This is a genomic window from Vibrio sp. ER1A (assembly GCF_000733315.1).
Classification (GTDB): domain Bacteria; phylum Pseudomonadota; class Gammaproteobacteria; order Enterobacterales; family Vibrionaceae; genus Vibrio; species Vibrio mediterranei.
On sequence record NZ_JPJA01000011.1, the window covers coordinates 1 to 12,021 of the forward strand.

15 protein-coding genes are annotated in these 12,021 nt (G+C 41.4%); 5 read left to right on the top strand and 10 right to left on the bottom strand.

Annotated elements, in window-relative coordinates; translation table 11 throughout:
* Window positions 1-675: 675 nt before the first annotated feature.
* A complete protein-coding gene (locus tag HW45_RS02640; RefSeq protein WP_038224508.1) occupies window positions 676-2,994 on the top strand; it encodes a hypothetical protein in 2,319 nt (772 codons plus the stop codon).
* 34 nt (window positions 2,995-3,028) lie between these two features.
* On the opposite strand, the gene HW45_RS02645 is transcribed toward HW45_RS02640, so the two are convergent.
* On the bottom strand, window positions 3,029-3,250 hold the full coding sequence (locus tag HW45_RS02645) for a hypothetical protein (RefSeq protein ID WP_038224510.1): 222 nt from the start codon (window positions 3,248-3,250) through the stop codon (window positions 3,029-3,031).
* A 1-nt stretch (window position 3,251) separates the two neighbouring features.
* Window positions 3,252-3,386, bottom strand: a complete 135-nt coding sequence (locus tag HW45_RS30155; protein ID WP_268745534.1) for a hypothetical protein — start codon at window positions 3,384-3,386, stop codon at window positions 3,252-3,254.
* A 153-nt stretch (window positions 3,387-3,539) separates the two neighbouring features.
* On the opposite strand from HW45_RS30155, the gene HW45_RS29455 reads away from it, so the two are divergent.
* The 4 genes from HW45_RS29455 to HW45_RS02660 all read left to right on the top strand — a co-directional run bounded on the left by HW45_RS29455 (window position 3,540) and on the right by HW45_RS02660 (window position 6,469).
* A complete protein-coding gene (locus tag HW45_RS29455; RefSeq protein ID WP_160171185.1) occupies window positions 3,540-3,713 on the top strand; it encodes a hypothetical protein in 174 nt (57 codons plus the stop codon).
* On the top strand, window positions 3,710-3,979 hold the full coding sequence (locus tag HW45_RS02650) for a hypothetical protein (RefSeq protein WP_038224512.1): 270 nt from the start codon (window positions 3,710-3,712) through the stop codon (window positions 3,977-3,979). Before HW45_RS29455 ends, HW45_RS02650 begins: the two co-directional genes overlap by 4 nt.
* Window positions 3,980-4,215: 236 nt before the next feature.
* Window positions 4,216-4,566, top strand: a complete 351-nt coding sequence (locus tag HW45_RS02655) for a hypothetical protein (RefSeq protein WP_038224515.1) — start codon at window positions 4,216-4,218, stop codon at window positions 4,564-4,566.
* An 88-nt stretch (window positions 4,567-4,654) separates the two neighbouring features.
* A complete protein-coding gene (locus HW45_RS02660; RefSeq protein ID WP_038224517.1) occupies window positions 4,655-6,469 on the top strand; it encodes a DUF927 domain-containing protein in 1,815 nt (604 codons plus the stop codon).
* Between the two features lie 709 nt (window positions 6,470-7,178).
* On the opposite strand, the gene HW45_RS29460 is transcribed toward HW45_RS02660, so the two are convergent.
* From HW45_RS29460 to HW45_RS02700, 8 genes are all read right to left on the bottom strand, one after another.
* On the bottom strand, window positions 7,179-7,343 hold the full coding sequence (locus HW45_RS29460; protein WP_160171186.1) for a hypothetical protein: 165 nt from the start codon (window positions 7,341-7,343) through the stop codon (window positions 7,179-7,181).
* On the bottom strand, window positions 7,340-8,077 hold the full coding sequence (locus HW45_RS02665) for a hypothetical protein (RefSeq protein ID WP_038224518.1): 738 nt from the start codon (window positions 8,075-8,077) through the stop codon (window positions 7,340-7,342). The genes HW45_RS29460 and HW45_RS02665 overlap by 4 nt, the downstream gene beginning before the upstream one ends.
* Before the next feature lie 118 nt (window positions 8,078-8,195).
* Window positions 8,196-8,681, bottom strand: a complete 486-nt coding sequence (locus HW45_RS02670; RefSeq protein WP_038224519.1) for a hypothetical protein — start codon at window positions 8,679-8,681, stop codon at window positions 8,196-8,198.
* Between the two features lie 181 nt (window positions 8,682-8,862).
* The gene (locus HW45_RS02680) at window positions 8,863-9,123 is read right to left on the bottom strand and encodes a hypothetical protein (RefSeq protein ID WP_038224523.1); all 261 of its coding nucleotides are present in this window, start codon (window positions 9,121-9,123) and stop codon (window positions 8,863-8,865) included.
* On the bottom strand, window positions 9,120-9,320 hold the full coding sequence (locus tag HW45_RS02685; protein WP_038224525.1) for a hypothetical protein: 201 nt from the start codon (window positions 9,318-9,320) through the stop codon (window positions 9,120-9,122). Before HW45_RS02685 ends, HW45_RS02680 begins: the two co-directional genes overlap by 4 nt.
* Window positions 9,320-9,856, bottom strand: a complete 537-nt coding sequence (locus HW45_RS28205) for a YkgJ family cysteine cluster protein (RefSeq protein WP_051867690.1) — start codon at window positions 9,854-9,856, stop codon at window positions 9,320-9,322. The genes HW45_RS02685 and HW45_RS28205 overlap by 1 nt, the downstream gene beginning before the upstream one ends.
* 4 nt (window positions 9,857-9,860) lie before the next feature.
* Complete coding sequence (locus tag HW45_RS02695) at window positions 9,861-10,061, bottom strand: hypothetical protein (protein WP_038224527.1); 201 nt, start codon at window positions 10,059-10,061, stop codon at window positions 9,861-9,863.
* The gene (locus tag HW45_RS02700) at window positions 10,061-11,809 is read right to left on the bottom strand and encodes a protelomerase family protein (RefSeq protein WP_038224529.1); all 1,749 of its coding nucleotides are present in this window, start codon (window positions 11,807-11,809) and stop codon (window positions 10,061-10,063) included. Before HW45_RS02700 ends, HW45_RS02695 begins: the two co-directional genes overlap by 1 nt.
* Between the last annotated feature and the right edge of the window lie 212 nt (window positions 11,810-12,021).

Sequence of the window (12,021 nt, forward strand, 5' to 3'; positions counted from 1 at the left end):
TGACACACCACCAACACACACCTAATCATGACATGAACACACATACTACAACGTTGTAGTATGTGTGTTCATGTCATGATTAGGTGTGTGTTGGTGGTGTGTCATGTTTGTGTGTTGGGGTTGTGTCATTCTTTTGGTTGTGTATTCACTATGTGTCACTCTGTATTATGCTATTGTTGTATTTGCATTCTGTCACGCAATCCTGCACTCAATAAATCAAAGTAAATCAAGTGGGAAATAAGGTAAAACAGAGGAAAAAATAAGGGTGACACAGAGGCTATCACAAGCGATAAAGCAGAGGTCAAAAGGTGACACAGTTCAACCAGAAATCAAAAGTTAATCAAAAAACAATGTTTATTTTGGTTATCTTACGGCTATCTAAAAATAGCAATCCCTTACATAGCAATGCCTTTAGATTAGTTTTGAATATTTACCGTAAAATTAGGAAAAACATGGTGTCTTTGCATGTATCAAGAAAAACGCCACAAAAAGACCAAAAAACAACACAGATTACCCGTGTAAAACAGTAGCTTCAAAGCTCTACATAAAGCCAGATTAACTTAACGTCCGTTACTATGGTTGAAATTTGGACTATAAAAACAAAGAGAAATATAGAGCAAAAAATATACAAAATTAGTGTACAATATAGATATAAAAATCAAAGAGGTTTTCCACATGTCAATGACTAGTGATTTAAAGCTTACACTCAGGTTTGACGCTGACACAAAACGATTCGCTAATGAAGTGAAAGGCGCTGACAGTGAGGTTAAAAAATTCGGCAACTCATCAAAGATTGGTGCATCACAAGTAAAGCAACTTAGTGATAAAACGAACACTGCATCATCTGCCATACGCTCGCTTAAAGGCGATCTTTTTAAACTTGCCAGTGGCTTTGCTGCACTTGCTGGAATAAATGGCATGAAGAGCATGATAGAACAGCAGGCTACACTTATTGACCAAACAGCCAAGCAAGCTGACAAGCTTGGCGTAACTACACAAGCACTAACAGAGTTTAGATATGCAGCAGAACTAACAGGCGTAGGAGCAAACAATCTAGATACAAGTCTGCAAAGAATGGTAAGGCGCATATCAGAAGCTGCACAAGGCGCAGGCACAGCCTCACCAGCACTAAGACAACTGGGTTTAGACGCACGACAGTTATCTAGGATGACGCCAGAGCAGCAACTAAAAGCCGTGGCTGATGCTTTCCAAAATGTTAACAGTCAGAGTGACCGTGTTAGATTAGCCTTTAAGCTTTTTGATACCGAGGGCGTCGGAATGGTTAATATGCTTGAGAACGGTTCAAATGGACTAAATAGCATGGCTAGAGAAGCCGAGCAATTAGGCATAAGCCTTAACCGTGTCGATGCTGCAAAGGTCGAAGCTGCAAATGATGCAATGTTTAAAGTCAATGAAACTACACGTGCAAGTATCCAGGCACTTACCGTTGAACTTGCACCAGCCATTGGAGGAATGGCTAATTTATTTGTTGAGTACGCCAAACAGAACGGCGGTATGAATCGTGTTATGGCCGATGGCATACATTCATCAATAACAGGTATTGGGTACCTAGCCAATTCATATAGAGGACTGGAGCTAATCATAAAGTCAATAGATGTTGCATGGCTAGGCTTTAAAGCTTCATTCATGATTGTTAATCAAGCAATGATAAACACTCTTCATTATACGGCTGAATATATTTTTAAAGCCTTAGTGAGTCCATTGCAGGGAACTCTAGACCTTGCTGGATTAGTGAGTGATGAAGCGGAAAACATGGCAGACAAACTAAGAAAATTTTCTAACATGCCTCCGCCAGTTATCTTTGACCCAGTCGCAATCAACAATGCAAAACTCGATGCCAGTGATGCACTTTGGGAATTAAGAACTCTAGCATCAAAACCACTTCCAAAAGAGGCAATGGAAGAATGGTACAAGGATGTGAGAGAAAAGTTCCAAAAACTAGCTATTGAACGAGCCAAGACACTTGATATGAGAAGCGCAAGTGGATTAGGTGCAAGTCAATTATTGTCTAGTCCGAAATCAAACGCTATTGACGCCTATTACAATTCCTCTGACAAAATCAATGAGGATTATCAAAAAAGGCTAGCGATACAAGCGGACTTCCAGAACAAGGAAAAAATCGAAGAGGAGTATGCCTATTCTGATAGGTTCGATAGATTACAAGATCAGTTTGATAGAGCATACGCGCAGGCCAAGGGTAATAATGACCTTAGAACTCAGCTTGAAAAGGACTACTTCAATACCAGAACAGCACTTAGATTAGATCATGAGGCAAGGCTAACTAAGATAGAAGACGACGCTGAAAAGAGACGACTAGCAGCTCAAAAACAGGCTCAAATTGACACAACAAGCTTTATCTCGAATCAGCTATCCATGACCACTAATTTTTTAAAGCAATCTGGTGGTGAGCAGAAAGCAGCATATAAAACACTCTTCGCAATCCAGAAAGCAGCTGCTATTCCATCTATGGTTATTGACACAAATCAAGCCTACACGAAAGCATTATCAGCATATCCGCCACCGTATGGTCAACTTATGGGTGCTGCCGTTCTTGCCTCTGGTGGTGCTGCTATCGGAATTGCAGCAGGCACAACCATTACTGGCATGGCACACGATGGTATTAATAAGATACCTAAAGAAAACGAAGGTACTTGGTTACTCAAAGCCAATGAGATGGTATTGAATCCTACTCAAGCGGATAACTTTCGATGGATGGTAGACGTAATGAACCAGATGAAAAGTGCCATGCACGGAACTGGCGGAACGAGTGCTAAATCTAATGGTGGTGTGCATGTTTCTGTTAACGTCGATAACAAGACGGACTCAATTGTTAGTGTTGAAGAGTCAATAGACCGTGACGGACAAAAACAAATCAATTTCATAATAGACAAAGCGGTTAGCGCTTCAAAAGCTGCAATATTTGAAGACGCGGACAATGGTGGTGCGATTTCCACTAGAATTAGAGGTGCGTAGTGTTTCAAAAAAAATGGGCATATAGCCCATTATTTTAGGCTGAATGATTGTCTATAGCTTTTCTGGATGCTTTCAATATGTCCATATTGCCAGATAGAGCTAATGCCAATCTTTCAGGGTCTATACAATGAAGATCTTCATTATAACGAATTAGTTCAATTATTAGTTCAATCCCACCGATAGCATGAGCCTCGAAGTCGTAAGCATTCCAATCAATTACAAGCATTGGCTGGCTCGTAGATGTCGTTGCCTTCATACTAAAGCCCTCCTTTGCTTGTGGCTTTAGCAGCCTGTTTAAGTGCGTTTAACAGGGCTTTAAAATCACGTCCAGACATGGCATGAATAGTGATTTGCTTAACGCCGTAGTTCTGGCGTAGTATTTGTGCGTTCATCAGCATTCTCCTTTAGGTTGCTGGTGGATATGCCCCTTGTTTGTTTAGACGCTAGCAAGGGGCTTTATTATGATATTTAATATTATTTTGTAGCATCTTGCAAACTGTTGTTTTATACAGTATGATTAATTCATCTGATTGATGGAGGTAAACATGATCAAGAAAGCAAGTATTAACATTCCTTACACACTTAATGAGCGTATTGATAAATCAAGAGAAGCTCACATTCAAACCAAGGGAAAAAAGCCAACACTTACAGATTGGTTTCTTGAAGCAGCAGCAGAAAAACTAGCTCGTGAGAGCAAGCAAGCAAGGACAAACGCATGATCAAAACTGAGTTGTTTAATACCCACCAGTTTGTAAAAGACTTAAAAGCTGCTGGTATGGATGAAAAACAGGCGGAAGTATTAGCTGAAAATCAACTAGTAATGCTTGAGACTCACATAGCAACCAAGGCGGACATATTAGATCTCAAACGTGATATTGCTGAATTCAAGGCTGAGTCAAAAAAAGATACTGAATGGATGAAACGCTTACTTTTAGGGATAGGGATTGCAGTTGGATTCGCTGCGGTAAAATACCTATTTTCTTGAAGATATAGGTAAACAAAAGAATAGATCAGAAAATGGGCTGTCCTGATTCAATAGATATAGCTCTGTTTAAGTAAGGCGTGGATCGATTTTGAAGCATGAGTACAATAATACTCCTATGAACGGAAAAGGCTCCACAGACGGCAATCTGTAGAGCCTCATAACTGATTCGCCAGAACCAACATCTATCAGGTTGAATTCTGGCGAATCTTGAGACAAAAATCAAGCTGAGGCCAGACATGGACGAGCAAAAAAGAAAATTTAACCAACAAAGAATATTCTCTTTACTGAAAGAGCAACAATATAAGCACCTTGGCATTGACCATTCAAACAAGCCTAAAAACTTGGATGATCAGCTATGGGAAGAAGCAGAAGAAATAAGCTTTTGGTTAACACCCTCTCAACTAACCAATGAATTTATCGAACAATGGCTAGACCTTTACAGGTGCAAGCCTGTTAGTCAAACCCCACCTTATAGAGTTCTACAAGACGAAAAGAGCGAACCAAATAAAGAGCATGACAAAGACAATCATGTGACTAACTACGGTTCACCCAAAAAGTCCAGTACTCGATTCATTAACTTCACCTAAAAACTGGTTATTGATTCAAATGGCCTTTCAAGGCTGTTAGTTCGTGCGCGCTTGTTTGCGCCCTTAACCGGTTAACTAGGAAAAGAACATGAAAAATAAAAATAAGGTTGCAGAGGGCGCGACACTAGACAGTGACAGCCATTCAACCGATAACGTCACTAAAGGCGTAATGTTTGGAATAGAAAATCACCTACCACGTGACTACATCTACGATGCTCATAACGGCTTGATAGTGCATCAAGAGATAAAATATATCGGTGGTGATGAAAGGCTTGTAGAAACACCTATATGTAGCTCCCTTGCCGTCACTGCGTTAACTCACAGTGAAGACCGCAACGAGGGAGGCTTTAGGCTGCAATGGTTAGATCTTGAGGGACGCTTAAGAACATGGGTATACCCTCAAACAATACTAGCTCAAGACTTCAAGGTTATAGCTGAATCACTGCAACGCCAGAGAATGCCAACGCTAAACCATGACGCTAAAAGCAAACGCTTATTCATGCAGTATTTGCAAGACTCTTTACCCGTTCAAACCAAAGCCATTTTGTACACTGAAAAAACAGGCTGGCATGATGGGTGCTTTGTATTTCCCGACCATATCGTAGGCGATAAAGAGATCGTTTATCAGTCCACTAACTACCATTCAAAACCGCCTAAACTGGTAGGAACTATTGAAATCTGGAATGACAGCATCGGTAAGTATTGCATCGACAATCCCGTGCTTATGATGGCTGCTTGCGCTGGATTTGGTTCGCCTCTGATTGGCCTATTAGGTGAGGATGGCTTTATCCCTCACATCATGGGTGAAAGCTCAAAGGGTAAGACAATTGCTATTGGTGTGTATGCGTCAATCATGGGGCAAGAGAAAGGAAGCTGGCGAGGTACTGACAATGCAAAGGAAAGCGAGTTCGAAGCACTAAACCATATAGGCGCGTCTCTCGATGAATTGGGTCAATCAACACCAAAGGACGCATATCAAACCGCCTACATGCTCTCTAATGGACAAGGTAAAGCACGTTCGAACAAGGACGGCTCACCGCAGCGTATACGGTCATTTTCACTAATCGCTTTATCGACTGGTGAAATGACGCTTAATGACTTTCTATCAAATGCTGACAAGCAAATCACTGGCGGTCTATCGGTACGTTTTATCGAGGGTCAATCCGATATATTCAAGTACGGCTGTTTTGACTCTCTACATGAGTTTGATAGCGGTCGAGACTTCGCAGAGTACCTAAAGCAACAAACGGGTATATCTGGCAGTAAATACACGCCTAAAGCGTCAGGTGTCATTGGTACTGAGTTTATCAAGTGGCTAGCTGAGAACGTGGGGGACGACTACCAGCAGCACACTAAAATTATGGAGCGTGTAGACACGCTCACCAAATCACTAACGCCAGAGAACGCGGACGGGCAAATAGGACGTATGGCTAAAAGCATCGCTCTATTGATTGTTGCTGGCGAACTAGCCACACGCTCAGGGCTAACTTGTTGGGACGTTAAGACAATCTATAAAACCGTGTCGCGCTGGTGGTTCGAATGCGTACTACCTACACGTGGTGGAACTCAATCTACAGAGAAAGAGAAAGCGGTAGAACGAGTTAGGAAATTCTTAGACTTAAAAGGGCATATCCACTTTGCACAACTTGGTATTGGTGAGCATGAGCAACCTATAAAACTTCATACACAAGACCATTACGGATATGTAGAAATTAAGGCAGGAGTAACAACTTACTACATTCATGATTCTGGATGGGAATTAATAAATATTGGTCATAATGCTAGTAACGCGGCAAAAGCATGCTATGAAGCTGGAATTTTAGATAAACCGAATGATGGATGGAAGAAACAAAAACGAATTGGAACATCTAATAGTAGGTACTACGCAATATTAAAAACATAGACACTGTTACAAGCGTTACAAATAAGGGTAAAAAACCGTACATCTGTTACGGTTTTTTTGTTTTTTAACAATGACTTACGAAAAGTGTAACATGTGTAACGGGTGTAACAGCCATAAATTTAGAATTGAAGTAACAAGAAAAAACATGATATAGATCACAAAAAAAACACTCTCGTGGAAGTAAAAAATACGCTGTTACATTCGTTACTTCTGTTACAAAATGAAAAAATACAATGATAACAACAATATATACAGATTGAGGTGTAACAAAATGGAGGGATATGTAACAGATGTAACAGGATTCAAAGAAAACCACTTTAGATCGAGGCTACGCAAGTCAACATATCCACTAGTGATAAGTACAGTGCACCGTCAGGGCTACGCCCCGACACCCCATGTCTGGCAGGAAATGGGATGGTGAAATTCTGGCTACAGCATCGAATGACTGACCGCGCCCCTTTGAGGCCGTGCCACGGTTCGAATGGATCAGGGGCTTGGTGCATCGGTCGCGCTCACGCTTCCTTATATGCCTTACGGCATGGCTTCGCTTGCATCTGAGGCGATGCGCTACGCTTATGTGTAGTGTTTGCTGTGAAAGTGTCGCTAGAATCGCGTGTATTGGACGCAGTGAGGTGTTTTGATGTTTAGTAGTGGTTTGTGTGCTCGATTAGTTTAACGCGCTAAAATGAGCTTACAGCGCGTTTGTTTCTTAACTGCCGTGCTTGCTTTTCAGCCTTTTTAGCAATACCTCCGTGGCCTCTTTCAGCTTTTCAGGGTTATAGCCTTTGTCTTTGAGTTCTTGGTTGATTCGTTTGGCTTTCTCGTTGACTGAAAGCATGTTCTTTATCACTTGGTTTGCTTGTTCGCTGTTCATAATTCTATTCCTAGTATTTCTTGCTTTAATTTTCTTACTGTTTCTTCGGTTAAGCCTTTTTTCTTCGTGCTTTCAGCTTCTAAGAATGCTAGTACTCTATCAGTGTACTTGTTTACGCTATCTTCGATAGCTTTATTCACTTTTGACTGTCTTTCTTGGGACAGTTTTTCAGGGCTTACACCTAGTAGTATGCCTCTAATGTTGTCCTCCAGTTCTTCGCTCATTCCATCTACACCACGACGTTTAATGTTGTCTTCGTTAACTACTTTGCCATCGATGTTCATGTGCTTACTAAGTTCTGATTTGATCTCATGACTTACAAGGTCTGCACGTTTGACTATCAGCCGTTCAAGCAGTGTAGCTGCTTCTACATCTACGTTACCCTCCGCTATTTCATTAAGCAGTTCGTTAAGTTGGATATATGGGGCTGCGTTCTTAGTTATGCTTATAGGCTGTATTTCGTGCTTGTCCTTTGTACCAGCGCGTTTTACATATCTATCGAGTACTAATTGTTGTGATTTGAAGTCACCTTGTGAAGCTTGAAGTAGTAGCCTGCCGTAAATCAATTGGTCTACTTGCTGAGTGGTAAGAGAATCTAGACCTTCGCCTAGCTCCTCAAGCTTGCTAACAATCGCTTTAAGATCGTCTATAGATAGGCTTTGTATGTTGGTTCGTTTATCTTTTGAACCCAACGGCCTACCAGCACCTTCACGCTTTCCGCCTCTACCACCCATTAATTCACCTTTGATTCTTTGATTAATTATTGAATTTTAACAGTCAAGCTATATCAAGTAAAAACCACAAACAGAGCTATCCGTGGTTTTCTAGTTTTTAATGCTGTGAGCAAGTAAGTTAGAGTGCGTTTTCTTCTGCTTTTTCTCGTGCTATTACTTTTTTTTGCGTGTCAATAAATCCAATAGCTGAGTAATTGTTACCATCAATACTCACTGCTGTTTTTTTCTCAAATTGGTTCAAAATGTAATGATTCCCCTTATTGGTTGATGGAATAAATGAGACAATCGAATTAGATGTACTAACGTTTTGACAGCCTGCATATGTGAATTTGACTAGCTTTTTATTTACTTTCAAAACTCGTTTCTCTTGTTCGTGTTGCCATGTACATATTCCGTCTGATATTTGACTAAGCGTGAACCTTACCGAATCTTTGTAATGGGCCGTTTCATTAGGTAAGATCCAAATAGATTTACTTATATCTGTACTTGCTCCTACATATCCACTACCACTATTTTCGTTAAACTTCCAGTGCTGACCATTAGCCAATACTGGAAAACTAAGAAGTATTAGGCTTGCAATACCTAGTTGTTTTAGTGTTTTCACTCTCTTTCCTCTCGTTTGATTTCGGTAACTAAAACCCCACGGATAGGGCTATCGCGCTCTATCCGCTTTCTGATACTGGCTACTTGATAGGCTCTGCACTTGAATTTACGCAGTTCGCTATCAGTGAGTATTTCCAGTATTACGGGCTTCATTTGGTCTTTGGGTCTTGATGCTTTCCGCTTCATTGGTTTCTAGTGTCTTCACTATCCCAAAACACAAACAGCTTGAGCGGTGATTGAGATTGATTGATAGGCATAGTATCTATTTCAATCTCGATATTTGGCATATTTGAATTTGGCTTGTTAGGCCATAGAGTCGCACGGCCTACAGAGGCATAGCGATTCTTCGTCATCGGCTGATTGTCTTGTCCGATTGTGTTTGTTTGATAGCGTTCTGCGATATACACGAGACGGCCTTTATCAATTGGCCTTTGATTGTTCATGATTCTTTACTCCATTTTCCGTTACGTTCTGTGGCTACCACCAAATCTAAGCTATTGGTGATAACGATGCTTTCGGTTCCCGATGGTGCGAACGCTGCCGTGCTGACCTTTGCCCCTGTCAGCGTCCCCATAAAGATCGTTTCCTGTTTAATGGTTTGGTCGTCAGCGTTCCGATACTTGATATTAAAAGCTTGCATTACTTTGAATCCTCCCTTTTCTCGTGTTTAAACCACTCTCGAATGTCGGCATAGGTTGCACCATTCATTTCTTCACTCGCGTGTATAAACAAGTTCCCTATCCATCTAGTCGGTCGATAGCTTTCAATATTGTTTATTAGGTGGTACTGGTTCCCATTAATACAGTGTGTCGCGCTATCGAGAGAGGCAAAAACGCGACACGCTAACGGCCTTACTCGATAAATTGAACATTGGTTATCCTTCAGAAATGGACAAGCGGTATTGTCTGGTTGTCGAGGCTTATTTTTTCTTGGACGTGTTAACCTTTTCCCCGTTTCTTCTGCAATGTGCAAGGCTTCAATCTGTGTGACCTCTACGGGTACATGGCAGCAAAACGAACAGCCTTTCTTACACGCTGCGTGAGGGGCTACGGTTTTTGTGTAATAAGCGTCAATGTCTTTGTAGATTTTCGATAGCTCGATATCTTTTGAACCGTCGAGTTCGTCGATAAGTCGCCTCATGCGTCGTTGTATTCCGATAGGTATTTCTAGGTTCATTGCATCACACCCCAAACCACGAACTACCCACTTTTTTCGCTACGTAAGTGCATAGAATAGATTCTTTAATATTGATGAAGAGGGTATCAACCGGTCGCCTTTCATCTGCATATTTTTTCGCTTCGTCTACTGAATTCAAAAAAGCGATATCTTGTGCAATTCGCTTCCCGTCGAAGTCTAAATACTGAATAGTGAATGATTGCATTACTCTATCTCCTCTTCATATTCATCTACCACCATGTGCTCAATATCGAAGTCGTTAGCGTCCCATGAATCAAAGTTATAGTTTGTGTCGTCTACATAGCTTTCCGCAGCGTTCGCTATCGCACGCTCCCACTGTTCATCACTTGCACCCTCTTTAAGCTGTACGTCCACCAGTTCGCGTTTAACGAACGTGTAGGTCACTTCGACTTCTATCTGCTTAGTTATGAGTTTTTGCGTTTTTTTCTTCTGCTCCTTAACCACCAAACGCGGTTCATGAGCATTCACGGATTTTATAAGCTCTAGTAGTTTGGTGAGCGTGCCACGAACACCACCGAAGTGCTTACGCAAGAATCCAGTATCGATACTCGCCTCACCGTTCGCCTTGAGCCATTCCACCAGCATAGGAACAACACGCCTCATTGTTCGATTTTCGATAACGTCATCGCGTTTTTCTAGAGGTCGGATAAGCTCGTACTGTTCGTAGAACTTGATTTTGCTTCCCTCCTCCTTGGCCTTTTTGATGTTGTAGGCCGTCAGTGCGTCTTCATCGGTGATTCGAAACTGCAAATAACTAAGCGTCTCGTTAGTGTCGGTATGTAGCAGTGACTCACGGAAGAAGATTAATTCCTGCTTTGGTGATTTACCTGCGTGCTTCATGTTTGCGCAGTAATTGGCGTAAGCGAGGCGCGCATAGATAGCGCGAGTATCTTTAAATACCCACTTTGTCGGTTCGTCTTTTCCCTTATTCAGTTCATCGTTAATAAGCTTATTTAGGGTCGGTGCCGTGTAGCCGTTCAATCGACGCGCCAGTTCTGCATCGTGCAAGCCCTCTTCCTTTAAACGCTCAATAGGCGTTGAAATAAAGTCACTTTCTCGCACGTTTTTAAGCGTCTCTAAAAACAATTCAGGCTCGATTAAAACGGGGATTTTAAATTCTTTAGTTGCTTTCTTTTTTGCCTTTCTCATGCCAGAGAATAGCAGCCTAGAGTTGTTTGCTTTGTCGAACTTACCAAAGTGCAATATTTCACTACAACGTCTACCACTGGCTAATGCCAGTGCTATGGTTTGACATTTGGGGTTTTTGGTTGCTATCAGTCGATAAATGATAGTAATCATATCAAGGCCAGAGAATGGTCTAGGTCGTTCCTGATACTTGTCCTTACGGGCACTCTCGCGCTTTCCCATGTTCCCTTTTTCGGTCTTTGTGCGTACTATCTTAAACAGTATGGCATTTTGTAATTTAATCAAGGACGGGTTTTTTAGGTCTTCCAGTTTTTTTATCAATGATTCAAGCGTCTTTTTTGTTGAATCGGCTTTACTTCTAGCCAGTATATTTTGTGACTTTTTAATCAATGCTTGAATGTTGTCTAAAGTCTCTTTGTAGGTACTGCCTTTTAGTTCAAGTACTGATTTTTTATATCGACCTGCGCCAGATGCTACGCTTTCTATCTGTTCGTCGATATCAAAGGCCATTACCCCAGCCTCTTCTAAATCACGTCTAAATCGTGTCAAATATCGGTTATACGTAGTGGCGGTAACATGCTCCTCTGGCGTGACCTCAAAGTCATCTTCTTCATTGATAGGCCTAGTATCGGCTACTTTTATGTGTAACTGCTTAGAGACAATAATCCCGACCTGCTCAGCCTTTTTGCTCTTCTGTTCAGTGGTAATCTTCATTCGCTCGATGCGCGCTAATTCTCGCAGGCACCAGCTTAATATATTGCTGTAGCCCTCTGGTAGTTTCTTCATATTACACCTCTATAAAGTGACAGAATTAAATTAATCCACAAACCCTAGTATAGCATGACACAAAATAAACACAAACGGATAAAGTGACAAATTTCACATGTGCTAAAGTGACACACCACCAACACACACCTAATCATGACATGAACACACATACTACAACGTTGTAGTATGTGTGTTCATGTCATGATTAGGTGTGTGTTGGTGGTGTGTCA